Origin of the sequence: Streptomyces sp. AC558_RSS880 (assembly GCF_019049255.1) — a bacterium.
In the GTDB taxonomy this organism is placed as follows: Bacteria; Actinomycetota; Actinomycetes; order Streptomycetales; family Streptomycetaceae; genus Streptomyces.
The window spans coordinates 1-22,907 of sequence record NZ_JAGMUJ010000003.1 but is presented as its reverse complement, the minus strand read 5'-3'; the positions used below and the strand labels follow the sequence as shown (position 1 = coordinate 22,907).

At 73.2% G+C, this 22,907-nt stretch carries 21 protein-coding genes; 18 read left to right on the top strand and 3 right to left on the bottom strand.

Annotated features, from left to right (window positions below; all coding sequences use genetic code 11):
- Nucleotides 1–614 precede the first annotated feature (614 nt).
- Together KUM38_RS00305 and KUM38_RS00300 are read right to left on the bottom strand one after the other, a co-directional pair.
- Nucleotides 615–1,265 carry a response regulator transcription factor gene (locus KUM38_RS00305; RefSeq protein WP_217127195.1) on the bottom strand — a complete coding sequence of 217 codons (651 nt, stop codon included), beginning with the start codon at nt 1,263–1,265 and terminating at the stop codon, nt 615–617.
- Nucleotides 1,262–2,488, bottom strand: a complete 1,227-nt coding sequence (locus tag KUM38_RS00300) for a sensor histidine kinase (RefSeq protein WP_217127194.1) — start codon at nt 2,486–2,488, stop codon at nt 1,262–1,264. The genes KUM38_RS00305 and KUM38_RS00300 overlap by 4 nt, the downstream gene beginning before the upstream one ends.
- Nucleotides 2,489–2,645: 157 nt before the next feature.
- On the opposite strand from KUM38_RS00300, the gene KUM38_RS00295 reads away from it, so the two are divergent.
- Nucleotides 2,646–3,284: a VanZ family protein gene (locus KUM38_RS00295; protein ID WP_217127193.1), complete on the top strand. Its 639-nt coding sequence runs from the start codon at nt 2,646–2,648 to the stop codon at nt 3,282–3,284.
- Between the two features lie 272 nt (nt 3,285–3,556).
- On the opposite strand, the gene KUM38_RS00290 is transcribed toward KUM38_RS00295, so the two are convergent.
- On the bottom strand, nt 3,557–4,750 hold the full coding sequence (locus KUM38_RS00290; protein WP_217127192.1) for a pyridoxal phosphate-dependent aminotransferase: 1,194 nt from the start codon (nt 4,748–4,750) through the stop codon (nt 3,557–3,559).
- Between the two features lie 769 nt (nt 4,751–5,519).
- Between KUM38_RS00290 and KUM38_RS00285 the strand changes: the two genes are divergently transcribed.
- The 17 genes from KUM38_RS00285 to KUM38_RS00205 all read left to right on the top strand — a co-directional run.
- Nucleotides 5,520–6,038: a DUF2617 family protein gene (locus KUM38_RS00285; protein WP_217127191.1), complete on the top strand. Its 519-nt coding sequence runs from the start codon at nt 5,520–5,522 to the stop codon at nt 6,036–6,038.
- A gap of 130 nt (nt 6,039–6,168) precedes the next feature.
- A complete protein-coding gene (locus tag KUM38_RS00280; RefSeq protein WP_217127190.1) occupies nt 6,169–7,842 on the top strand; it encodes a polyamine aminopropyltransferase in 1,674 nt (557 codons plus the stop codon).
- 86 nt (nt 7,843–7,928) lie between these two features.
- Nucleotides 7,929–8,780, top strand: coding sequence for an SRPBCC domain-containing protein (locus tag KUM38_RS00275; RefSeq protein WP_217127189.1), 852 nt, complete (start codon nt 7,929–7,931; stop codon nt 8,778–8,780).
- Between the two features lie 173 nt (nt 8,781–8,953).
- Nucleotides 8,954–9,742 (top strand): aldose 1-epimerase, encoded by a 789-nt coding sequence (locus KUM38_RS00270; RefSeq protein WP_217127188.1) that lies wholly within the window; start codon nt 8,954–8,956, stop codon nt 9,740–9,742.
- Nucleotides 9,743–9,752: 10 nt separating this feature from the next.
- Complete coding sequence (gene pyrE / locus KUM38_RS00265; RefSeq protein ID WP_217127187.1) at nt 9,753–10,301, top strand: orotate phosphoribosyltransferase; 549 nt, start codon at nt 9,753–9,755, stop codon at nt 10,299–10,301.
- Between the two features lie 218 nt (nt 10,302–10,519).
- Complete coding sequence (gene fbaA / locus KUM38_RS00260; protein WP_217127186.1) at nt 10,520–11,551, top strand: class II fructose-bisphosphate aldolase; 1,032 nt, start codon at nt 10,520–10,522, stop codon at nt 11,549–11,551.
- 62 nt (nt 11,552–11,613) lie between these two features.
- Nucleotides 11,614–13,083, top strand: coding sequence for an MFS transporter (locus KUM38_RS00255; RefSeq protein ID WP_217127185.1), 1,470 nt, complete (start codon nt 11,614–11,616; stop codon nt 13,081–13,083).
- A 17-nt stretch (nt 13,084–13,100) separates the two neighbouring features.
- Nucleotides 13,101–13,514: a DUF3151 domain-containing protein gene (locus KUM38_RS00250; protein ID WP_217127184.1), complete on the top strand. Its 414-nt coding sequence runs from the start codon at nt 13,101–13,103 to the stop codon at nt 13,512–13,514.
- 165 nt (nt 13,515–13,679) lie between these two features.
- Entirely contained in the window at nt 13,680–14,513 is an 834-nt protein-coding gene (locus KUM38_RS00245) for a tryptophan 2,3-dioxygenase family protein (RefSeq protein ID WP_217127183.1), read from the top strand.
- A complete protein-coding gene (gene kynU, locus KUM38_RS00240) occupies nt 14,506–15,708 on the top strand; it encodes a kynureninase (RefSeq protein WP_217127182.1) in 1,203 nt (400 codons plus the stop codon). Before KUM38_RS00245 ends, kynU begins: the two co-directional genes overlap by 8 nt.
- 173 nt (nt 15,709–15,881) lie before the next feature.
- Complete coding sequence (locus KUM38_RS00235; RefSeq protein WP_217127181.1) at nt 15,882–16,751, top strand: alpha/beta hydrolase; 870 nt, start codon at nt 15,882–15,884, stop codon at nt 16,749–16,751.
- A gap of 384 nt (nt 16,752–17,135) precedes the next feature.
- Nucleotides 17,136–18,050 (top strand): alpha/beta hydrolase, encoded by a 915-nt coding sequence (locus tag KUM38_RS00230; RefSeq protein ID WP_374227023.1) that lies wholly within the window; start codon nt 17,136–17,138, stop codon nt 18,048–18,050.
- Nucleotides 18,047–19,234: an acyltransferase gene (locus tag KUM38_RS00225; protein ID WP_217127179.1), complete on the top strand. Its 1,188-nt coding sequence runs from the start codon at nt 18,047–18,049 to the stop codon at nt 19,232–19,234. The genes KUM38_RS00230 and KUM38_RS00225 overlap by 4 nt, the downstream gene beginning before the upstream one ends.
- A complete protein-coding gene (locus KUM38_RS00220) occupies nt 19,227–20,561 on the top strand; it encodes a sensor histidine kinase (RefSeq protein ID WP_217127178.1) in 1,335 nt (444 codons plus the stop codon). The genes KUM38_RS00225 and KUM38_RS00220 overlap by 8 nt, the downstream gene beginning before the upstream one ends.
- Nucleotides 20,558–21,220 (top strand): response regulator transcription factor, encoded by a 663-nt coding sequence (locus KUM38_RS00215; RefSeq protein ID WP_217127177.1) that lies wholly within the window; start codon nt 20,558–20,560, stop codon nt 21,218–21,220. The genes KUM38_RS00220 and KUM38_RS00215 overlap by 4 nt, the downstream gene beginning before the upstream one ends.
- A gap of 101 nt (nt 21,221–21,321) precedes the next feature.
- Nucleotides 21,322–22,659: a histidine kinase gene (locus tag KUM38_RS00210; RefSeq protein ID WP_308408867.1), complete on the top strand. Its 1,338-nt coding sequence runs from the start codon at nt 21,322–21,324 to the stop codon at nt 22,657–22,659.
- Nucleotides 22,656–22,907: response regulator transcription factor (locus KUM38_RS00205; RefSeq protein ID WP_217127175.1), on the top strand; the 252-nt coding region annotated here is incomplete at its 3' end. The genes KUM38_RS00210 and KUM38_RS00205, both read left to right, overlap by 4 nt.

Genomic DNA, 22,907 nt, shown 5'->3' with positions numbered 1-22,907 from the left:
CGCCGGTGCCTCGTCCGCGAGGTTCCGGTGGGCCACTGACCTCCCCAAAGAACCGGGGGAAAGAACTACCCACCCGCCCACCCTCCCCGCCGGGAGGCTGGCGTCACCCGTGCGAGTGACCGGCTTGCAGGCGCGGGACGCGGGCGGTTACGTTCACCGCGACAACCGCAGACAGATGCGGCCCCCGCCCAGGATTCGCCGTCCCGGAACGAGGGCCTGACCGATCAGGAAGAAAGCACCTTCCCGATGGCTGACCCGCAGTCTAACGCGCGCCTGCGCGCCGACGCCGGAGCACCGACTTCCGGCGTGATCCACGTACGCACCCGCCCGGCGGGCATCCTCGCCTACCGCCTGCGTGAGACACCGCTGCCCGTCCCACCCCTCTCACCGGCGCACCGCGACGAACGCCCCGCCGTCCTCCCCTTCCAGACCTGCGAAGACTGCGACAAGGCATTCCGCGCACCGGAACCCGGACAGTGCCGAAGCTGCCGATCGGGGAGCCGTCTCCATGCCGCCGTTTGAGCCGACGGGTGGGTGTGCGATCGGTCCCTGGAAGGGAAACTCGGGGAAAGCCCGCGTCACCCGCCCCCGACGCCCAGTCCGTCCACGGGCCCTCAGCGGGCCAGGCCCGACTCCCAGGTCCAGGCCGCTATCTCGACCCTGTTGCGGACCCCCAGCTTGCTCTGGATGTTGGTGAGGTGCGTCTTCACCGTGCCCGCGCTGATGTGCAGGGCGGCCGCGACCTCCGTGTTGGTGTGCCCGCGGGAGACCAGGACCGCGACCTCCGTCTCCCGCTGGGACAGCGGCGAGGGAGCGGCCGGGGCGGTCGCCGTGGCCGGGCGGGCGAACTCCCGGAGCAGCCGGACGGTGATGGACGGGCTGATCAGGGCCTCGCCGGAGGCGGCGGAACGGACCGCCTCGGCCAGCAGTCGCGGGCCCGCGTCCTTGAGCAGGAAGCCGCAGGCGCCGTTGTGCAGGGCCTGGTGGACGTACTCGTCGTCGTCGAAGGTCGTCACCATGACGACCTTCGGGGTGTGCGGGGCCCCGGGGCGGTGCAGGTGCCGCAGCGTCTCGATGCCGTTCAGGCGGGGCATGCGGATGTCCATGAGGACGACGTCCGGGCGGTGCAGCTCGGTCTGCTGGATCGCCGCGACCCCGTCGGCGGCCTGGGCCACGACCTCGATGTCGTCCTCGGCCGCCAGGATCATGGCCATGCCGGTGCGGACGATCGTCTGGTCGTCCGCGAGAAGGACACGGATGGTCATCGACGCACCTGCCGTAGGGGGAGGGGGAGTTGGAGCACGACCTGCCAGCCGTCCCCGGTGTCCGAGGCGGTGTCGGGGGCGGGGCCCGCGGTCAGTGTGCCACCGGCCGCGTCGGCCACCTCGCGCAGGCCCCGCAGGCCGTAGCCGCCGCCCGTGCGGCCGTCCTGCGCGCCTCGGCTGCCGTCGTCGGCCTGGCTGCCGTCGTCGGTGATCAGTGCGGTCACCCGGCGGCGCGAGACGTCCAGGGACACCCGTGCGGCGGTGCAGCCACGGGCGTGCTTGCGGATGTTCGTCAACGCCTCCATGACCACGCGCTCCACGAGGTGCGCCGCGTCCGCGGGCAGTTCGCCGGCCGGGCCGGTCTCGGTGAAGTCTACCCGGGCGCCGGGCAGCACGGCGTCGTCGACCAGGGCGCGGATCCCGTCGGTGCCCGGGGCCCGGGTGTGCGGATCGGTGTCCTCGCGCAGGGCTCCGACCATCTTGCGCATCGCGGTCAGCGCCTCCGCCCCGGTGCTCTCGATCAGCCCGAGGGCGTCCCCCACGGCCTGCGGCTTCTTGGCCGCGACCGCCCGCGCGCCCTGCGCCTGCACGACGATGCCCGATATGTGGTGGGCGACGAAGTCGTGCAGGTCACGGGCGAAGGCGAGCCGCTGTTCGAGCCGGATCTGCTCCTCCCGCTGCCGGCGGGACACGGCGACCAGCCGCCCGGTGAGACCGGCGGCCAGGGCACCACTGGCCACCAGCGTCAGGAGGAGCGCGACGATGCTGCTGCCCTCGTCCACCTCGATCACCAGCGGGCGCAGGACGACCGCCGTCATCAGCAGCGGCAGGGCGGCGACGGTACCGGCCCTGGAACCCCGCCGCGCCGTCACGTTCAGCAGCACGATCAGGGCCGTCGGTTCGAACAGGGCGTAGGCGTCGGAGGCCTTGTCCAGCGAGGAGCCGTCACGGGCCGCCACACCGAGCCAGGCCGAGCAGGCCAGCGACACCAGGGCCGCGCCGCAGGCCGCCCACGCCAGCAGCCCGCCGGGCAGCCGGATGCCCGTGACCGGGAGGACCACCGCCCCCGCCACGCCCGTCGACAGGTACAGCACGATGCCGGTGCCCGGGTTGCCGAGGGTGCCGGCGCCGACGTCGACCAGCAGGGCCAGGCCGAGGACGCAGAGCAGCAGCGCGCCGCCGGCGAACCGGCCGACGGCCGCCGCACGCGGTGATCCGAACATGGCGATCACCCTAATCGGGCCCGCTCGCGGGCCCCTCTGCCGAAAGTCGTAGTCGTCCTCCGAGGAATGGATCTTTCGGGAGATCCGCCGGACCCGGTCCCGGAACGAAGCTGATCCACGTCAGCCCCGCTCGCCCCGACCGAAGGACCCGCCCCTCATGGACATCCGATTCGAAGTGGCTTCCTCACTCGTTCTCGGCCCGCTGCTCGTCGTGTTCGCCGTCGTCACCGGCGTCCAGGTGTGGCGGGACGCGTGGAACGTCCGCCGCGCCCTGCTCCAGATGGCCGTCGCCGTCTACACCGCCGCCGTACTGTCCCTGACGATCTTCCCGCTGAACGTGACCTGGGGAACCTACGCCAACCAGGCCTCCTGGATCGAGCAGATCAACTTCATCCCGCTGATCGTCGCGGACATCACCATGGTCCCCAACGTCATCATGCTGATCCCGGCCGGCTTCCTCCTCCCCCTGCTGTCCCGGCGCGCGACCTCGGCGAAGGCGACGACCCTGCTGACGGGGCTGGTCAGCCTGGGCATCGAGGCCGCCCAACTGCTGTCGTACATCGCCCTGAACAACGGCCGGGCCGTGGACGTCAACGATGTCGTCGCCAACTCGCTCGGCGGGTTCATCGGTTACTTCCTGCTGACGTTCGCCCTGCGCTCCGAGGCCCTGCGCAAGCCGCTCCTCGCGGCCTCGCTGCCCCGCTCCGCGGCACTCCAGGAGGACCGCCGGCGGACCACCGCCTCCCCCGTCGTACCCGCGCCGGCACCGGCCCCGGGTCCCGACCTCCGCCGCTGACCGGTCCCCGCCCCTCCTCATCCCTATCCATCCGTCCACCGAGAAAGAACGAGAAAGAACGAGAAAGAACGAGAAAGAAACCCACCATGACGAACCGCCGCCGTCACCGCGGGCTTCCTGCCGGCCGCCTGCGAAGGGGGCGGGGGCGAGGACACCTCCGCCGCGGTGTCGGACGGCAACGACGGCTCCGAAGGCACCGGCGGCGGCGACGGCTCCGGACCGGACTCCTCCGAAGGTCCGTGCCCGGCCCGCACCACGGGGACGGCTCCTGTTCAGCGGGCCCCTGCGGCCTTGAGCCGTCGGGATGCCTCCTCCAGCACGGACCGCTTCTTGCAGAACGCGAAGCGGACGAAGGGGGCGCCCATGTCGCGGTGGTCGTAGAAGACGGCCGTGGGGATGGCGACGACGCCCGCGCGTTCGGGGAGGGCGCGGCAGAAGGTGATGCCGTCGGTCTCGCCCAGGGGGCGGATGTCGGCGGTGACGAAGTAGGTGCCGGACGGGCGGTAGACCGTCAGGCCCGCCTCCTCCAGGCCCGCCGCCAGGATGTCGCGCTTGGCCCACAGGTCGTCCCGGAACCCGGTGAAGTACGACTCGGGCAGGGCGAGGGCCTCGGCGACCGCGTACTGGAAGGGGCCCGCGGAGACGTAGGTCAGGTACTGCTTGGCCGAGCGGACCGCCGTGACCAGTTCCGGGGCCGCCGTGACCCAGCCGACCTTCCAGCCGGTGAAGGAGAAGGTCTTGCCCGCGCTGGAGATGGTCACCGTGCGGTCGCGCATGCCGGGGAGGGTGGCCAGGGGGATGTGTTCGGCGTCGTCGAAGACCAGGTGTTCGTAGACCTCGTCCGTGACGACGAGCAGGTCCCGCTCCACCGCCAGCTCGGCGATCGCCGTCAGTTCCTCGCGGGTGAGGACCGTGCCGGTCGGGTTGTGCGGGGTGTTGATCAGGAGCAGGCGGGTGCGGTCGGTGACGGCGTCGCGCAGTTCGTCGAGGTCGAGGCGGAAGCGTCCGTCGCGCGGGCGGAGTGTGACGGGGACGCGGGTGCCGCCGGCCATGGCGACGCAGGCCGCATAGGAGTCGTAGTACGGCTCCAGGGCGATCACCTCGTCGCCGGGCTCCACCAGGGCGAGCAGCGCGGCGGCGATCGCCTCGGTGGCGCCGGCGGTGACCAGGACCTCGGTGTCGGGGTCGTACGAGAGGCCGTAACGGCGTTGCTGGTGCGCGGCGACGGCGGTGCGCAGTTCGGGGACGCCGGGACCCGGCGGGTACTGGTTGCCGCGGCCGTCCCGCAGGGCCCGTACGGCGGCCTCCCTGACCTCCTCGGGACCGTCGGTGTCGGGGAAGCCCTGGCCCAGGTTGATGGATCCGGTCCGCAGGGCCAGGGCGGACATCTCGGCGAAGATCGTCGTGCCGAACTCGGCGAGCCGACGGTTCAGGAGGGGGCGCGCGCTGGAGGTCATGGCGGTCATCCTGCGCCGAAGCTCTGGAGTTCCTCAACTCTGCTTTGGGCCGCGCGGGCGGAGGGCATCTCCCGGTCACACACGTGAGCGAGGCGCCCACGGGGGGCCGCTTCGGGGGATCACGGGGGAACGGAAGGAGGGTGACGTCATGGTCATCGGCATCATCCTGGTTGTGCTCTTCGCTCTGCTCGTCGGCGTTGTCGTGACCGCGGCCCGCAGGGCCGGGCGGCGGGTGGACGCCGGTCGTCCGGGCCGTCGCGGCAGAGGCCGTGACAGCTGGTGGGAGGGCGGCGGAGGCAGCAGTGGGTCCTGCGGCTCGTCGTCGGACTCCGGCGGGGGCTCGTCCTGCGGAGGCGGGTCGTCCTGCGGGGGCGGCGGATGCGGTGGGGGAGGCGGCTGACACGGGGCAGCGCGCCTCCACCACGGGGGATGACGCATCCGCGACAGCGGGGTCCGCACCTGGGCGGGCCCCGCTGTGACGTTCCGGGACGCAGCGCACCGGCGTGCGCCATCACCTCGGGGTGTGCGCCGGAGTTGAACAGTTGAGCTGGGGAGCCCCCCAGGGGAGGGAAAGCCCACGAAGTTGGGTAAAAACGCTGTGGTGGCACCACATTTCATGATTGCCTATAAATCACCGACGCAGCCCTCGGACTCCCCGCGGACCCTTCTTCCGGCCGGGTGACCGGGCTGACGGGCCTGACGGGCCGAGTTCTCCGGTGCGACCGGGGCGCGCGGACCCCCTTATCTCCCTCTCCTTGTGTGCTTGCGGAGCCGATCCATGCTCACGACCCTGAACACCGCCTACTCCGATACGCGCGCGGCCGACCTCGCCTGGGCCCTGGGGCGCGAGCCGCTTCCCGCGCTGGCCGCACTCGACCTCGTACTGGCCGGAAGAAAGGTTCAGTTGAGACTGCTCGGGGCGTCCCACCAGGTGCTGCTCGAGGAGGAGCGGGGACTCTGCTCGGAGACGGTGGCGTGCATTCCGGGCAGCAGTACGCCCCTTCCGCTGGGGGTGGCCAAGCGGGTGGACGACTGGGAGTACGAGTTCGCCGCCCGGGTGGAGGTGCTCTCCCCGGGATCCTTCGCGGGCCGTGCCCAGGAGCTGCTGGCCCTGGTGTCCGACCATCCACAGGGTCTCGCCGGGGTCTTCCCCGGCAGTCCGCACGCGTTCACGGCGATGCTCGCCCAGTGCCATGAGGGCCAGGTGCACTGGCGGACCTGGCACGCCTACCCGCAGGACGGGCAGCTGGTGGCGACGCGGACGAGGGTGGGAGTGCGGGTGAGGTCGGCGGTGTGAGGCCGGCCGGGGAAGCCATTGCCCGTACCCATGGGGAAGCCATTGCTCGTACCAATAATGGGCAGGTGTAAACAAAGACCACACGTGTGGGTGACGTTGTGCGGTGTAGGCGTGACGTAACGTCACTGAGGTGATCGAACCGCAGGCCCCCGCACCGCCCGGCTCCGCGCAGTCCTGGGACGGGCCGGGCGGCCCCGCCGGCGACGCGGGGAGCGTGCTGCGGCTGCCGGTGCGACAGGGCACCGGGCGGTTCCTGGTCCTCGCGGGTGTGTTCGTCTGTGCGGCCTGTGGACTCGTGTACGAGCTGGAACTGGTCGCGCTGGCCGCGTACTTGATGGGCGACTCGGTCACCCAGGCGTCGGTCGTGCTGTCCGTGATGGTCTTCGCGATGGGCATCGGATCCCTGGCCGCGAAACGGCTGCGGCGGCACGCGGCGGCCGGGTTCGGCGCCGTCGAGGCGGTCCTCGCCCTCGTCGGCGGATGCAGTGCGATGGCGCTGTACGCCGTGTTCGCCTGGACGGGTGACTGGGGAGGCGTGTGGGCGAGCGGCCCGCGCGCGCTGCTGGTCGCCTTCTCCCTGGCCACCGGGCTGCTGATCGGGGCCGAGGTGCCGCTGCTGATGGAGCTGATCCAGCGGATCCGCCGGCAGGACGCGGGGGGCGCGGTGGCCGACCTGTCCGCCGCGGACTACGTCGGCGCGCTCGTCGGCGGGCTCGCCTTCCCCTTCCTCCTCCTGCCGCTGCTCGGCCAGTTGACCGGCGCGCTGATCACCGGCGCGGTCAACGCGGTCGTCGGCGGTGCGCTGGTGCTCGGGCTGTTCCGGCAGGACCTCACGCGGCGCGCCCGCCGGCTGCTGACGGCCGCCAACGCGTGCGTGCTCGTGGTCCTCGCCTCGGCCGCCGTTCTCGTCGACGACTTCGAGCGGGCCGCCCGGCACGCCATGTACGGCTCCGACGTACGCGTGGCCCTGCAGACCGACGTCCAGGAGGTACTGCTCACCGGCGGGCGGGACGGGCGGCCCCTGAACCTGTTCCTCGACGGACGGCTGCGGGTCAGCGGCCGGGACGAACTCCGGTACCACGAGGCGCTGGTGCACCCCGCGATGCACGGGCCGCACACCCGCGTACTGGTCCTCGGCGGCGGTGACGGGCTGGCCGTCCGCGAGGTGCTGCGCCACACCGGCGTGCGCCGGGTCGACGTCGTCGAGATCGACGCGGGCGTGGTGCGGCTGGCCCGCCGCGATCCGGCGCTGTCCGCGCTGAACGCGCACGCCCTCGACGACCCGCGCGTGCGGGTGACCACCGCGGACGCCTTCGACTGGCTGCGCGGGGCGCCCCCGGCGGCGTACGACGTCGTCGTCTCGGACCTGCCGCATCCCGGGATCACCGCGAGCACCAAGCTGTACGCGCAGGAGTTCTACGGGCTGGCCCGGCGGGTACTGGCGCCCGGCGGGCGGCTCGTGGTGCACGGGGGCGCGGTGGAGTCCCGCCCCCGCGACTTCTGGACGGTGGACGCGACGCTCCGCGCGGCGGGACTGCGGACCGCCGCGTACCGGGTGAGCGGCCGACGGGCCGGTTTCGCCGCCGGGCCCGACCGGGGCACCGCGGCCACCGCCCACGCCCACCGCGACTGGGGGTTCGTCCTGGCCGCCCGCGGCCTGCCCGAGCCGCGCCTCGACCCCGCCGGACCGCGTCCGCGCACGCTCACCGACGCCTCCCTCGCGGCGGACGTCCGGGCGGCGGAGCGCACCCGGGTCACCGGTCTGCCGCCGTCCACACTGGTGCACCCCCGGTACACCGACTGAGCCCCTTACCGCGTTCCGCGCCGACGCGCCGCGACTTCCCGCCGACGGAGGTGCAGCTCGGCGTCGCGTGGGTAGGCTCCGCACTCATGGAGCACGAGGCGTTCGTTCCGGTCGAGGCGGAGCGGCTCAGGGAGGTGCTGGACGACCCCGCGCGGGTCGCCCGGGCGGTGCCCGGGCTCCAGCACGACGCGGGTGCGGATCCCGTCGCCGGCCGGCTGAAGATCCGCGTCGGCAGCCACTCCGTCACCTACCGGGGTGCCGTACGGGTGTCCGCGCGGGACGACGGTTCCTACGCCGTCGAGGGCGACGCGGCGGAGACCCGCGGCAGCGGCTCGGTGCGGCTCGCGCTGCGGGTGCGGCTGCGGTCCGTGGAGGGCGGTACCACTCTCACGGTCGAGGGTACGGCGACGGCCGACGGCCGGATCATGGACTTTCCGGCGGACGCGGTGGCCTCGGCGGTGTCCCGCCTGCTGGACCGCTTCGCGGAGAACCTGGGGGCCGACGCGGCGGAGCGGGGCTCCGGGCCGGAGTCGCCCGAGCTGTTGTCGACGGGGGACTTCGAACCGCGGGCCACGACCGATTTCGAGACCACGCCGGATGCGGATGACGCTCCGCCGCCGGCCGCTCCGGGCGTGGAGGACGTCCCGCCAGCCGCTCCGGACGCGGACGTCCCGTCCGTCTTCGACGCGGAGATCCCGTCGCCCTCCCTCGAGGAGGAGGACGACGACTCCGTCGCCGAGGCGGCGCACGCTCGGCGGACGATGATCGGCCGCAGTGCGGAGGAGGTGGACCACGCGCCGCCGCGCGGGCGTTACGCGCCCGTTCCCGCTCCGCAGACCGTCGCCTCCGCGACGCCCCTGCGCTGGGCCGCGCCGGCGGCGGCGCTGGCGGTCGCCTCGGCGGTTGTCGCGATCAGGGCGCTTCGTAGACGTCGCTGAGGTGGTGGGGGGTTGCGCAGCCCGGCGCTTGCGGGGTGCCTCCCCCACTCTCGACTTCGCTCGAGCGGGAGGTACCCCCACCGCCCACCCGTGCCGCCCTGCGGCACGACTGCCCGCGGGAACGGGGAGTCGGTGGGGCGGCGTCCTCTTGATCACCCCAGTAGGGTCGTCGCGTGAGTAACGGAGACATCACGCTGACCGCGGGTGACGCGGAGGTGACCGTGCTGCCGGGGAACGGCGGGCGGGTCGGAGGGCTGCGGGTCGGGGGCGTCGAGCTGCTGCGGCAGGGGGAGCGGTTCGGGTGCTTCCCGATGGTGCCCTGGTGCGGACGGATCCGTGACGGACGGTTCCGGGACGGCGCGACCGTGCACCAGATGCCGCTCAACGCGCCGCCGAACGCCATCCACGGCACCGCCCGCGACGCCGCCTGGCGCACCGCCCGCACGAGCACCGACGAGGCCGTGCTCACGTACGACCTCGTCGATCCCTGGCCGTACCCCGGGCGCGTCACCCAGCAGATCGCGCTGACCGGGGACTCCCTGACGCTGACGATGAGCGTGGAGACGTACGAGTCGTCCTTCCCGGCGCAGATCGGCTGGCACCCGTGGTTCAACCGCGACCTCGGCGGCGAGGACGTGGCGATCGACTTCGCGCCCGCCTGGCAGGAGGAGCGCGGGGCGGACCACCTGCCGACGGGGCGCCGGATCGAGCCGAAGCCCGGGCCGTGGGACGACTGCTTCGGGATGCCCGACGGCGTCGACGTCACCCTCACCTGGCCGGGGCGGCTGGAGCTGAAGGTGACCAGCCGGGAGGAGTGGGTCGTGGTCTACGACGAGCAGCGGGAGGCCGTCTGCGTGGAACCGCAGACCGGGCCGCCGGACGGGCTGAACACCCACCCCCGCCTGGTCACCCCCCTGGAGCCGCTGGAGGCCTCGACCACCTGGACCTGGACCCGCCTCTAAGCTGGCTGTCATGAGCGAAGTACGTGGCGCGCTGCTGCAGCAGATCAAGGACAAGGCCGTGGTGCACGGCAAGGTGACCCTCTCCTCCGGTCTGGAGGCCGACTACTACGTCGACCTGCGCCGCATCACCCTCGACGGCGAGGCCGCCCCGCTGGTCGGGCAGGTGCTGCTGGACCTGACCGACGGGCTGGAGTTCGACGCGGTGGGCGGGCTCACCATGGGCGCCGACCCGGTGGCGGCCGCCATGCTGCACGCCGCCGCCGCGCGGGGCCGGAGGCTGGACGCCTTCGTCGTGCGGAAGGCCGCCAAGGCGCACGGGCTGCAGCGGCGCGTCGAGGGCCCGGACATCGCGGGCCGCCGCGTCCTCGTCGTCGAGGACACCTCCACCACCGGCGGCTCCCCGCTCACCGCCGTCGAGGCCGTGCGCGAGGCCGGGGCGGAGGTCGTGGCCGTCGCGACGATCGTCGACCGGGCGACCGGCGCCGCCGAGAAGATCCAGGAGGGCGCCGGGGTGCCGTACCTGTTCGCCTACGCCAAGGACGAGCTCGGCCTCGACTGAGGCCGCGCCGAGGCCGCGCACCGGGGCCGCAGGGCGCCCCGGCACCTCCCAGGCGCCTCCCCGGCACCTCGACATCCTCCGCATAACGACTTGACCTGCGCCGTCGACCGGGCGGGCAAGTCTGGGAAGATGGCCCCGACAATGACGTCGCATCCAAGGTTCCAGGTCAGGGCCGACCGTACGCAGTACGCCACACCGCACGCATAAGGAGCGGACAGATGCCCATCGCAACTCCCGAGGTCTACAACGAGATGCTCGACCGGGCGAAGGCGGAGAAGTTCGCCTACCCGGCCATCAACGTCACCTCGTCCCAGACCCTGCACGCGGCACTGCGCGGCTTCGCCGAGGCGGAGAGCGACGGCATCGTCCAGATCTCGACGGGCGGCGCCGAGTTCCTGGGCGGCCAGCACAAGAAGGAGATGGTGACCGGCGCGGTCGCGCTCGCCGAGTTCGCGCACATCGTCGCCGAGAAGTACGACGTCAACATCGCCCTGCACACGGACCACTGCCCGAAGGACAAGCTCGACGGGTACGTCCGTCCGCTGCTCGCGCTGTCCGAGGAGCGCGTCAAGGCCGGCCGCAACCCGCTGTTCCAGTCCCACATGTGGGACGGCTCCGCGGAGACCCTCGCCGACAACCTGTCCATCGCCCAGGAGCTCCTCGAGCGCGCCCGCGCCGCGAAGATCATCCTGGAGGTCGAGATCACCCCGACCGGCGGCGAGGAGGACGGCGTCTCGCACGAGATCAACGACTCCCTCTACACCACGGTCGACGACGCCGTCCGCACCGCGGAGGCCCTCGGCCTCGGCGACAAGGGCCGCTACCTGCTCGCCGCGTCCTTCGGCAACGTGCACGGCGTGTACAAGCCGGGCAACGTCGTCCTCCGTCCCGAGCTGCTGAAGGAGCTCAACGAGGGCGTCGCCGCCAAGTACGGCAAGCCGGCCGGCTCCCAGCCGTTCGACTTCGTCTTCCACGGCGGCTCCGGCTCCTCCCCGGAGGAGATCCTCACCGCGCTGGAGAACGGCGTCGTGAAGATGAACATCGACACCGACACCCAGTACGCGTTCACCCGTCCGGTCGCGGACCACATGTTCCGCAACTACGACGGTGTCCTGAAGGTCGACGGCGAGGTCGGCGACAAGAAGACCTACGACCCGCGCACCTGGGGCAAGCTGGCCGAGGCGTCCATGTCGGCCCGCGTCGTGGAGGCCTGCCAGAACCTGCGCTCCACGGGCACCCGCCTCAAGTAACACCCCGTTCCACGGGAGCCCGGTACCGCACGCGGTGCCGGGCTCTTCCGTATGCTCGCCGCATGCCCGACGTCCGGCTGTCCTCCCCGCAGGGCAAGTGGGTCCTGCTCACCACGGTCCTCGGCTCCAGCATGGCGCTGCTGGACTCCACCGTGGTCAACGTCGCCCTCCCGCGCATCGGCCGCGACCTCGACGCCGACCTCGCCGCGCTGCAGTGGACCGTCAACGCCTACATGGTCACGCTGGCCGGGCTGATCCTGCTCGGCGGAGCGCTGGGCGACCGGTACGGGCGGCGGAAGGTGTTCGTCGTCGGGGTGCTGTGGTTCGCCGCGGCGTCCCTGCTGTGCGGCCTCGCCCCGAACGCCGGCATCCTCATCGCCGCCCGCGCGCTCCAGGGCGTCGGCGGGGCGCTGCTCACCCCCGGCTCGCTCGCCCTCATCCAGGCCTCCTTCCACCCCGACGACCGGGGCCGCGCGGTCGGCCTGTGGTCCGGCTTCGGCGGGATCGGCGCGGCGGTCGGCCCGTTCGTCGGGGGCTGGCTGGTGGACGGGCCCGGCTGGCGCTGGGTGTTCCTCCTCAACGTGCCGCTCGCCCTGCTGTGCGCCCCCGTCGCCGTGCGCCACGTCCCGGAGTCGGCGGGCGGGGAGGCAGAGGGCCGGTTCGACGTCCTCGGCGCCGCGCTCGGCGCGATCGCCCTCGCGCTGGTGACGTACGCGCTGATCGAGGCCGACGGGGGCTCCCTGCTGGTCGCGGTCACGGCGGTCGCCGGGCTGGCCGCCGCGGTCGCGTTCGTGCTCGTCGAGAAGCACCGCCCGCACCCGATGATGCCGCTGGACATCTTCGCCTCCCGCCAGTTCTCGGCGGTCAACGTGGTCACGCTGTGCGTGTACGCGGCGTTCGGCGGGTTCTTCTTCCTCGCCGCGCTCCAGCTCCAGGTCGTCGTCGGCTGGTCCGCGCTCGCCGCCGGTACGGCCCTGCTGCCCACGACCGCCCTGATGCTGCTGCTCTCCGCCCGCTCCGGTGAACTCGGCGACCGGATCGGCCCGCGCGTCCCGCTCACCGTCGGACCGCTGCTGTGCGCGGCCGGGATGCTGCTGATGCTGCGGGTCGGCCCGGACGCCTCGTACGCCGCCGAGGTGCTGCCCGCGCTGCTGGTGCTGGGCCTCGGCATGGTCACCCTGGTGGCGCCGCTCACCGCGACCGTCCTCGCCTCCGTGGACACCGCGCGGGCGGGACTGGCCAGCGGCATCAACAACGCCGCCGCCCGCGCGGCCGGCCTGGTGGCGGTGGCGGCGCTGCCGCTGCTCGCCGGGATGGGCCCGGAGGCGTACCGGCTCCCCGACGCCTTCGACGACGCGTTCCGGCGGGCGATGGTCCTGTGCGCGGGCGTCCTGGTGGTCGGAGCGGCGATCGCCTGGGCGACCGTGCGCCGCCCGGCACCCGACTGCAAGCACCCCGAGTGCCACACCCACGGCAGCGTGGCGGTGCCTCCGCTGGAAGCGGGGGAGGAGGACGGGAGCCGGCCCCGCTGATGTACGAGACTGGACCCATGTCGATTCACGAGAACCTCCTCGGGGGCCCGCCCCCGACCCACCTCCCCGACGACCCCGGTCCGCGCGAGCTGCTCGCGTCCGGCACCTCGCCCGCCGATGTCGCCGCCCAGCACCCCACTTCCTCGCTGGCCTGGGCGCAGCTGGCCGACGAGGCCTTCGAGCGGGGCAGCGTCGTGGAGTCGTACGCGTACGCCCGTACGGGCTACCACCGCGGACTGGACGCGCTGCGCCGCAACGGCTGGAAGGGCCACGGCCCGGTGCCGTGGGAGCACGAGCCCAACCGCGGCTTCCTGCGCGCCCTGCACGCCCTGGCCCGCGCCGCGCAGTCGATCGGCGAACAGGAGGAGTACGAGCGCTGCTCGCAGTTCCTGAAGGACTCCTCGCCGACGGCGGCCCAGGCCCTGGGCTGACCGGCCGGCCGGCTGACCTGTGATGTTCCCGGGGCCCGTCTGTGAGCAGGCGGGCCTTGCGGTCGTGGGGGACGATTGCGCAGGATGCACCGTGGGGACCGGGGCCCCCGTGCCGGTAACGGCAGGGGCGGACCGCTACCCGGAGTACACGTACAGGAGACAGCGATGTCCCACGAGGCTCACGAGCAGCCCGAGACCCCGCATCTCGACTTCCAGGGCACGACCCCTTACGAGGACTACGTCAAGGCCGATGTCCTCACCCACCTCCAGCACACCCTCTCCGACGATCCCGGAGAGATGGTCTTCCTGGTCACCACCCAGGTCATGGAGCTGTGGTTCACCGTCATCGTCCACGAGTGGGAGACCGCGGCGAAGGCGCTGCGCGAGGACGACATCCCGACCGCGGTCGACGCGCTGAAGCGGTCCCGGCGGGAGCTGGAGGCGCTGAACGCCTCCTGGAAGCCGCTGAGCGGGCTCACCCCGGCGCAGTTCAACTCCTACCGCGGCGCCCTCGGCGAGGGCTCCGGTTTCCAGTCGGCGATGTACCGGCGCATGGAGTTCCTGCTCGGCGACAAGTCCGCGTCCATGCTGGTCCCGCACCGCGGCGCGCCGCGGGTGCACGCCGAGCTGGAGAAGGCGCTGTACGAGCCGAGCCTGTACGACGAGGTGCTGCGGCTGCTCGCCCGGCGCGGGCACGCGATCCCGGAGGACGTCCTGCGGCGCGACGTGTCGCGGAAGTACGAGCCGTCGGCGGAGGTGGAGGCGGTCTGGACGGCCGTCTACGCGGGCGACGAGCGGGACGAGGTCGCCCGCCTCGGCGAGACGCTGACCGACGTCGCCGAACTGGTGTGGCGCTGGCGCAACGACCACCTGGTCGCCACCCGGCGCGCGATGGGCGCCAAGACCGGTACGGGAGGGTCCGCCGGAGTGGCCTGGCTGGAGAAAAGGGCGCAGAAGAGCGTGTTCCCCGAACTGTGGACGGCGAGGTCGTATGTCTGAGCTCGTGATGAAGGCCGAGAAGCTGGACGCCTCCGACGAACTGGCCGCCAAACGCGCCGAGTTCGTCCTCGACGACGTCGTCTACCTCGACGGCAACTCGCTGGGCGCGCTGCCGGTCGCCGTCCCCGGCCGGGTCGAGGACGTGGTGCGCCGGCAGTGGGGCGAGCTGCGCATCCGGTCCTGGACCGAGGGCGGCTGGTGGACGGCGCCGGAACGGATCGGTGACCGGATCGCGCCGCTGGTCGGCGCGGCGGCCGGACAGATCGTGGTCGGCGACTCGACCAGCGTCAACGTGTTCAAGGCACTGGTGGGCGCGGTACGGCTGGCACGGCCGACGGACGACGGGGGTCCCGGGCGGGACGAGATCGTGGTCGACGCGACCACGTTCCCCACGGACGGCTACATCGCCGGGTCGGCGGCCCGGATGACCGGTTGCACGCTGCGTCCGGTGCCCCCGGCCGAGATCCCCGACGCGCTCGGCGGGCGTACGGCCGCCGTGCTGCTCAACCACGTCGACTACCGCACCGGCCGGCTGCACGACCTGCCGTCGCTGACGGCCGCCGTGCACGCGGCGGGGGCGTACGTCGTCTGGGACCTGTGCCACAGCGCGGGCGCGCTGCCGGTGGGCCTGGACGAGCACGGCGTGGACCTGGCGGTCGGCTGCACCTACAAGTACCTGAACGGCGGCCCCGGTTCACCGGCGTTCCTGTACGTGCGCGCGGATCTGCAGGACCGCTTCGACTCCCCGCTGCCCGGCTGGAACTCCCACGCGGAGCCCTTCGGCATGCGCCCCGGGTACGAACCGGCGGCGGGCGCGGTGCGCGGGCGGGTCGGCACCCCGGACATCCTCTCCATGCTCGCCCTGGAGGCGGCCCTCGAGGTCTGGGACGGGGTGACGATCGACGCGGTGCGGGCCAAGTCCCTCGCGCTGACGGACTTCTTCCTGGAGTGCGTCGAGGAGTACGTCCCCGGGGGCAGGGTCGCATGCGTGACCCCGCGTGCGCACGGGGAGCGGGGCAGCCAGGTCGCCCTGCGCTGCCCGGACGCCGGTGACGTGATGAAGCGGCTGATCGAGCGGGGCGTGGTCGGCGACTTCCGCCACCCGGACGTGCTCCGCTTCGGCTTCACCCCGCTGTACGTCGGGTTCGCGGACGTGGAGCGGGCGGCGCGGGTGCTGGCGGAGGTGCTGGCGTAGGTACCGGCGCGGGCGGGGGCCGGGGGTGACGCCGTACGGTGTCGCTCCCGGGCCCGCTGACCGAGCGTGACATCCCCATGTCGGCGCACGTGGGCGTGCTGATACCGTCCCGGCCAAACGGCCGCGTTCCCGCATGGTCCGTCACGTACTTCGTATCGCTGAGAGGTTGAGGCATGACGGACGACGTCGCAGCCGCCCGGGCCGCCGCCGAGGAGGAGTCGGCCTTCTCCCACCCGCCCGTCGACCCCGACGCCACGGTGGCCTACGGCGACGACCCGGACCAGCTGATCGACTTCTACGCGCCGCGTGCCGAGGGCGGGCCCGCTCCGGTGGTGGTCGTGCTGCACGGCGGTGCCTGGCGCGCGTCGTACGACCGGCGTCACATCAGTCCGTTCGCGGCGTTCCTGGCCGGGCGGGGCTTCGCCGTGGCCAATGTCGAATACCGGCGCGGGGCGGGGGAGTCCGGCGGCGGTGATCCGGTCGCGGGGCGGTGGCCCGACACCTTCGACGACGTCGCCGCCGCGCTGGACGCGCTGCCGGCGCTGGTGCGGGAGCACGTGCCGCGGGCCGACCCGCGGCGCGTCGTGCTCACCGGTCACTCGGCCGGTGGCCACCTGGCGCTGTGGGCCGCCGCGCGGCACGTCCTGCCGGCCGGCTCCCCCTGGCGCACGGACGGGCCCGCGCCGCTGCGCGGCGTCGTCGTCCTCGCCCCGATCGCGGACTTCGAGATCGCCGACAAGCTGGATGTGTGCGGGGGCGCGGTGCGGCAACTGCTGGGCGGCGACGATCACTTCGCCGAGCGCCGGCCGCATGCCGATCCCGGGGTGCTGCTGCCCACCGGGATCGCCACCACCCTGGTGCAGGGACGTACCGACACCGTGGTTCCGCAGGCGGTCGCCGAGGCGTACGCGGAGGCGGCGGCGAAGGCCGGGGAAGTGGTGGGGCTGACGTTGCTGGAGGACGTCGGGCACTTTCCGCTGATCGATCCGGTGGCGGACGCGTGTGCGGTGGTGGCGGAGGAGATTGCCCAGCTCGCCTGGTGAGCACCCTCGTGGCGCCGCCCGGTCATACCCGTAGTACCTGAGAGCTACCGCTCAGGTGAGTCCCCAGGCGGGACGTGGGTTACACACGCGGCTCCGTAACTTCCCTTTCCAGTAAGCCCGATGGGCGGGCGGAGGGGGAGGTACGGCGGCATGGTGCGCGAGCGTGAGGGGTTCCCCGCGTTGGGGTCGGCCGAGGGTGGGTCGCGCGGCCCGGCGCTTGCGGGGTGCCTCCCCCACTCTCGGCTCCGCTCGAGCGGGGGGACCCCCATCGCCCACCCGTGCCGCCCCAGCGGCACGACTGCCCGCGGGAACGACGACACGACTGTCCGCGGGAACGATGACACGACTGCCCGCGGTGCACGGTGGCGGCGTAGTGCTCTCGCGCTGCTTGTCGCCGGGGCCGTGGCCGTACCGCTGGCCGGGGCGGCTCGGGCGCAGGTGCCCGCGCCTCCGCCTGTCGTGCTCGCGGGGCCTTCCGCAGCGAGCCTTGACGCGATCTACGCCGCCAACCGGGCCAACGCCGAGGAAGCCGCCCGTATGGCCGACGCGTACGGGGACCGGCGGCGGGCCGACGCCGATCGCGCGCTGGCCGGGCGGCAGTTGCTGTACTTCGACGGGCGGGGGTCCGGGCTGGTCACCGAGGTGCTCGGGGACCTCGCGCACGCCGACCGTGTCGCCGTCCTCGTCCCCGGTTCCGACACCGGCATCGACACCTACGGCCGGTTCCGCGCGACAGCCCTCGCCCTGCACGAGCGGCTGGCCCGAGAGACCCCGGCCGGTACGCGGACGGCCGTCGTGGCCTGGCTCGGCTACGAGACCCCCGGCACCGTCAGCACCACCGTCGCCACCACCGACCGGGCGGAGGAAGCCGCCCCCGGACTGCGGGAGGCGGTGAGCGACGTGCGGGCCGTCGCCGGACCGCGCGCCCGTGTCTCCCTCCTCTGCCACTCCTACGGCTCCGTCGTCTGCGCCGAAGCCGCCGGGGGACTCGACGTCGACGACATCGCCCTCCTCGGCAGCCCCGGCACCGGTGCCGACACCGCCGCCGCCCTGCGCACCCGGGCCCGGGTCTGGGCCGCCCGGGGTGCCGACGACTGGATCGGGAACGTCCCCCACCTCAGCGTCGACGTCCTCGGCACCACCGTCGGCTTCGGCACCGACCCCGTCTCCCCGGCCTTCGGCGCCCGGGTCTTCGCGGCCGGCGACGGCGGTCACAGCGACTACTTCGCCCCCGGCTCCACCTCCCTGGCCAACCTCACCCGGATCGTCCTCGGCGAGACCCCGGAGGTGACCTCATGAGCCGCCTCACAGCCGTGGTACGCGGCGCCGCCGAGCGCGTCGACGCGGCCACCCCGGACCATCGCGACCGTGCCGTGGACGCCCTGCGCGCCGGCGCCGTCCTCGGTGTCGTCCTCGGCCACTGGCTGGTCACCGCCCTCGTCGCGGACGGCCGCACCCTGCACACGGCCAGCCCGCTCCAGCACCTGCCGTGGCTGGCGCCCGTGTCCTGGGCGTTCCAGACCCTCGCCGTGTTCTTCCTGGTCGGCGGCCATGTGGCGACCCGCGGGTACGCCTCGTCCCGCGCCCGCGGCATCCCGTACCGCCGCTGGCTGCACGGCCGGCTGGTCCGGCTGTTCAAGCCGGTCGTCGCCGTCCTCCTCCTGTGGACGGCCGTCACCGCCGTACTGCTGCTCTCCGGGGCCGAGTACGCGACCGTCCGCACGCTGGTGAAGCTGGCCCTGTCGCCGCTGTGGTTCCTGCTGGTCTTCGCCGCACTCACCGCCGCGACCCCGTTGCTGGCCCGCCTCCACCCGCTGTGGCCGCTCGCCGTCGTCCTCCACGTCGACCTGCTCCGCTTCGGCCTCGGCGCGCCCGCCTGGCTCGGCTGGTTGAACCTGGCGGCCGGCTGGCTGGTGCCGTACGCCCTGGGCGCGGCCTGGACGCGCGGCGAGCTGGAACGCCGCAGGTCCGGCTGGATCCTCCTGCTCTCCGGTACGGCCGCCACGGCCGCGCTCGTCGCCTGGGCCGGCTACCCGGCGTCGATGGTCGGCGTCCCGGGCGCCGGTGTCTCCAACCTCAACCCGCCGACGCTGGCCGCCGTCACCTTCGGCCTCGCCCAGTGCGGGCTCGCGCTGCTGCTGCGGGACCGGCTGCGCGGCGCGATGCGGCGTCCCGTCGCGTGGGCGGCGGTGGCGCTGGTCAACCTCTCCGCGATGACGATTTTCCTCTGGCACCAGTCCGCCCTGATGGCGACCACCGCCACCGGCCTCCTGGCCGGCCGCCTCCCCGGCCTGCACACCGTCCCCGACGGCCTCGGCTGGGTCGCCGCCCGCCTGGTGTGGCTGCCGGTGTTCGTCCTCGCCCTCGCGGTCTGCTGGGCGGCGTTCCGGTCGTGGGAGCGGGGCGGGGGCGGGCGGCGGCGCGGACGGTCCCGGGTGGTCCGTGTCCACCGGCCGACGGCGAAGGACGTACGTCATGTCTAGGCTGAACCGTGTGACGGACAAGGGGGCGGGGTACGTCCGGCGGTGGCTGGGCGTGCTGCGGGACGACCTGTGGACCTGGCGAGTGGACCCGCTGCCCCCTTCGGTGTGGCTGCGCTGGGTGCCGCACGGGTTCGTGTGCCTGGCCGCGTTCGGTGTCTTCCTCGGCGACCTGGCCCAGTTGTACGACCACGGCGGACTGGGCCTCGGGCTCGCCCTGCTGATCGCGCTCGGGCAGAGCGGCGCGATGGTGCTCGCGCTGCGACGGCCGGTGCCGGCATGGTGGCTGTCGCTCCTGGTCACGGTGTTCGGGGCGATGGCGGTGCGCGCCCGGATGGCCCCCGGCGAGTACAAGTTCACCTGGCCCTGGACCTCGGCCGGGCTGATCGCCCACCTGTTCGTCCTGCTGCTGCTCGCCCTGCGGGTCCGCAGCCGCGTCTCGGCCGAGGCGGTGGCGCTGACCTCGCTGCTCACCTATGTCGTCCAGGGGCTGGTGGGAGGGCAGAACTACCAGCCCACCGGCCACCTCGCCGTCACCCTGTTCTTCGTCGTCGTCGTGCTCGGCACGGCCCTGCGCGGCCGCCGCGAGGCCCGCGCCGAACTCGGCAGGCAGACCACGCTCACCGCCGAGGAACGCGCCCGGCGCACCCTCCTCGAGGAACGCAGCCGTATCGCCCGGGAGTTGCACGACGTCGTCGCCCACCACATGTCGGTGATCTCCATCCAGGCCCAGGTCGCCCCGCACCTCGTCCAGGACCCGCCCGACGAGCTGAAGGAGAACCTCGCCGGCATCCGGCAGAACGCGGTCGAGGCGCTCACCGAACTGCGCCGCGTCCTGGACGTGCTGCGCTCCGAGCACCCCGCCCCCGGCGAGCGCGCGGACGCCCCGCAGCCCACCCTCGACCGGCTGGAGGCGCTGGTGGAGAACACCCGCGCCGCCGGACTGACCGTGACCACCCAGATCACCGGCGAGCGGCGTCCGCTGCCGTCCGGCGTGGAGCTGTCGGCGTACCGGATCGTGCAGGAGGCGCTGAGCAACGTGCTGCGGCACGCGCCCGGCGCGACCGCCCACGTCACCCTGGCCTACGATCCGCGGGGACTGCGGGTGAAGGTCGTCAACACCGGCCCGGACCGGGAGGCGCCGCCGTCCCCCGGCGCCGGGCACGGGCTGCTCGGCATGCGGGAGCGGGCCGTCATGCTGGGGGGCAGGCTGACGGCCGGCCCCTGGACCGGCCGGGGCTACAAGGTCGACGCCTACCTCCCGGTCTCCGCCCCGCCCGCCACCGCCCCGCCCGCCACCGACCCCCTTCCCCAGGACGGCACCGCATGATCCGCGTACTGATAGCCGACGACCAGCAGATGGTCCGGCAGGGCTTCACCGTGCTGCTGAACACACAGCCCGACATCGAGGTCGTCGGCCAGGCGGTGAACGGAGTGGACGCGGTCGCGCAGGTCGCCGAACTCGCCCCGGACGTCGTCCTGATGGACATCCGCATGCCCGAACTCGGCGGCATCGAGGCCACTGCCCTCATCACCGATGCCACCCCGGACATCAAGGTCCTCGTACTGACCACCTTCGACCTCGACGAGTACGTGTACGAGGCGCTGCGCGCCGGGGCCTCCGGGTTCCTGCTGAAGGACGCCTCCGCCGACCAACTGGCTGAAGCGGTGCGGGTGGTGGCGGCCGGGGACGCCCTGCTCGCGCCCGGGATCACCCGCCGGCTGATCGCCGAGTTCTCCCGGCTGGACGCCAGACCCCGCAGCCCCCTCAAGCAGCGCGTGGGCGACCTCACCGAACGCGAGACGGAGGTGCTCGCGCTGATCGCACAGGGCCTGTCCAACGCGGAGATCGCGGTACGTCTTGTGGTGGCCGAGCAGACCGTGAAGACGCACGTCGGCCGCATCCTGGTGAAACTGGGCCTGCGGGACCGCACCCAGGCGGCGGTGTTCGCGTACGAGTCGGGGCTGGTCCGCCCCTCCGGGTACTGAGAGGCGACCCGGGCGTGGCCCGTGTAGTACTTGAGACGGATGCCCGGGAACCCGCCTCGGCGGGGACGACCGCCCTCACCCGGTCGGCCTACCGTGTGAGCGTGACCGAGACGACTCAGCAGCAGCACGGAGCCGGGACCCGCAGCCCGGAGTACCGGCTGGCCCGGAACTCCCTGCGGGGACTGCGCCAGGACCTGTTCCACGACCCCTTCGCCTACCGCCCGCTGCCGCCCCGGCGCACGGACGGCCCGTTCGTCCGCCGGCTGCCCGCCCGGCCGCGGTCGGCCGCGCAGCACCTCCCGCACGCGGTGGTGGGGGTACTGGCGCTGATCGCCCTGATGACCGGCGTGCTGTCGAGCGGCCTGCCCGGCGGGGACGTGATGGCCCTGCTGATCGGTCTGCTGTGCGCGCTCCCGGTGCTCACCACGCTGGTCCGGCCGGTCGGCGCGTTCTGGCTGTCCCTGGCGGTGACCCCGGTGGTCGCGGTGATCAAGAGCGGTCAGGGCGACTGGCCGTGGATGCCCGGCGCGTTCGTCGGCCACCTGGCGGTGCTGGTCGTCGTGGCGCTGCGCACCCGGCCCCGCACCGCCGCCTGGATGTGGGTCCTGACCGGCGTGTACGCCTTCCTCTCGGACGGCGTCCTCGGCGGGTCGTACTACGCCACGAACAGTGCGCCCATGATGGTGACGTCCGCGTTCGCCCTGCTCGTGGTCTCCCTCTGGCACGTCCGCCGCACCGCCGAGCAGGAGGTGACCGCCCAGCAGACCGTCACCGCGCACGAACGGTCCCGGCGCACGCTCCTTGAGGAGCGCACCACCATCGCCCGCGAGCTGCACGACGTGGTCGCCCACCACATGTCGGTGGTCGCCATCCAGGCCGAGGCCGCGCCCTACCGGGTGGAGAACCCGCCGCCGGAGCTGGAGCGCGCCTTCGCCACCATCCGCGAGAACGCGGTGGCCGCCCTCACCGAGCTGCGCCGCATCCTCGGCGTGGTCCGCGCCGAGGACTACGAGGCCCCGGACGCCCCGCAGCCCACCCTCGCCGACCTGGACGCCCTGCTCGTCAACGTGCGCGACGCCGGTCTCGAGGTGGAGAAGGTGGTGACCGGCGCGGTGCGGGAGCTGCCGCAGGGCGTGGAGCTGTCGGCGTACCGGATCGTGCAGGAGGCGCTGAGCAACAGCCTGCGGCACGCGCCCGGCGCGAGCGCCCGCGTCGAGATCGGGTACGTCCTCGGCGGACTCGGCGTACGCGTCGTCAACGGTCCAGCGCCCGAGCCGAGCCTCGTCAAACCCTCGCCCGGCGCCGGTCACGGCATCACCGGCATGCGCGAGCGGGTCGCCATGCTGAACGGTGAGATGACGGCAGGACCGGCCGACGACGGCGGCTACGAGGTCGCCGTGTTCCTGCCGGTCGCCACGGTGAACGAAGGTGACGCATGACCATCCGGGTCCTGATCGCGGACGACCAGATGATGGTGCGCGAGGGCTTCTCGGTCCTGCTCAACGCGATGCCGGGCATCGAGGTCGTCGGCGAGGCCGTCAACGGCCGCGAGGCGGTGGAGCGGGTCCGCGAACTCGCCCCCGACGTCGTCCTCATGGACATCCGCATGCCCGAACTGAACGGCATCGACGCGACGCGGGAGATCGTCGCCGCCGACGGCGCGGCGAAGGTGCTCGTGCTGACCACC

What these genes read in the sequence shown, in the direction of transcription:
- KUM38_RS00305 (WP_217127195.1), bottom strand. Translation starts at nt 1,265, where the DNA reads ATGACCATCCGTGTCCTTCTCGCGGACGACCAGACGATCGTCCGCACC.
- KUM38_RS00300 (WP_217127194.1), bottom strand. Translation starts at nt 2,488, where the DNA reads ATGTTCGGATCACCGCGTGCGGCGGCCGTCGGCCGGTTCGCCGGCGGC.
- KUM38_RS00295 (WP_217127193.1), top strand. Translation starts at nt 2,646, where the DNA reads ATGGACATCCGATTCGAAGTGGCTTCCTCACTCGTTCTCGGCCCGCTG.
- KUM38_RS00290 (WP_217127192.1), bottom strand. Translation starts at nt 4,750, where the DNA reads ATGACCGCCATGACCTCCAGCGCGCGCCCCCTCCTGAACCGTCGGCTC.
- KUM38_RS00285 (WP_217127191.1), top strand. Translation starts at nt 5,520, where the DNA reads ATGCTCACGACCCTGAACACCGCCTACTCCGATACGCGCGCGGCCGAC.
- KUM38_RS00275 (WP_217127189.1), top strand. Translation starts at nt 7,929, where the DNA reads ATGGAGCACGAGGCGTTCGTTCCGGTCGAGGCGGAGCGGCTCAGGGAG.
- pyrE (WP_217127187.1), top strand. Translation starts at nt 9,753, where the DNA reads ATGAGCGAAGTACGTGGCGCGCTGCTGCAGCAGATCAAGGACAAGGCC.
- fbaA (WP_217127186.1), top strand. Translation starts at nt 10,520, where the DNA reads ATGCCCATCGCAACTCCCGAGGTCTACAACGAGATGCTCGACCGGGCG.
- KUM38_RS00255 (WP_217127185.1), top strand. Translation starts at nt 11,614, where the DNA reads ATGCCCGACGTCCGGCTGTCCTCCCCGCAGGGCAAGTGGGTCCTGCTC.
- KUM38_RS00250 (WP_217127184.1), top strand. Translation starts at nt 13,101, where the DNA reads ATGTCGATTCACGAGAACCTCCTCGGGGGCCCGCCCCCGACCCACCTC.
- KUM38_RS00245 (WP_217127183.1), top strand. Translation starts at nt 13,680, where the DNA reads ATGTCCCACGAGGCTCACGAGCAGCCCGAGACCCCGCATCTCGACTTC.
- kynU (WP_217127182.1), top strand. Translation starts at nt 14,506, where the DNA reads ATGTCTGAGCTCGTGATGAAGGCCGAGAAGCTGGACGCCTCCGACGAA.
- KUM38_RS00235 (WP_217127181.1), top strand. Translation starts at nt 15,882, where the DNA reads ATGACGGACGACGTCGCAGCCGCCCGGGCCGCCGCCGAGGAGGAGTCG.
- KUM38_RS00225 (WP_217127179.1), top strand. Translation starts at nt 18,047, where the DNA reads ATGAGCCGCCTCACAGCCGTGGTACGCGGCGCCGCCGAGCGCGTCGAC.
- KUM38_RS00220 (WP_217127178.1), top strand. Translation starts at nt 19,227, where the DNA reads ATGTCTAGGCTGAACCGTGTGACGGACAAGGGGGCGGGGTACGTCCGG.
- KUM38_RS00215 (WP_217127177.1), top strand. Translation starts at nt 20,558, where the DNA reads ATGATCCGCGTACTGATAGCCGACGACCAGCAGATGGTCCGGCAGGGC.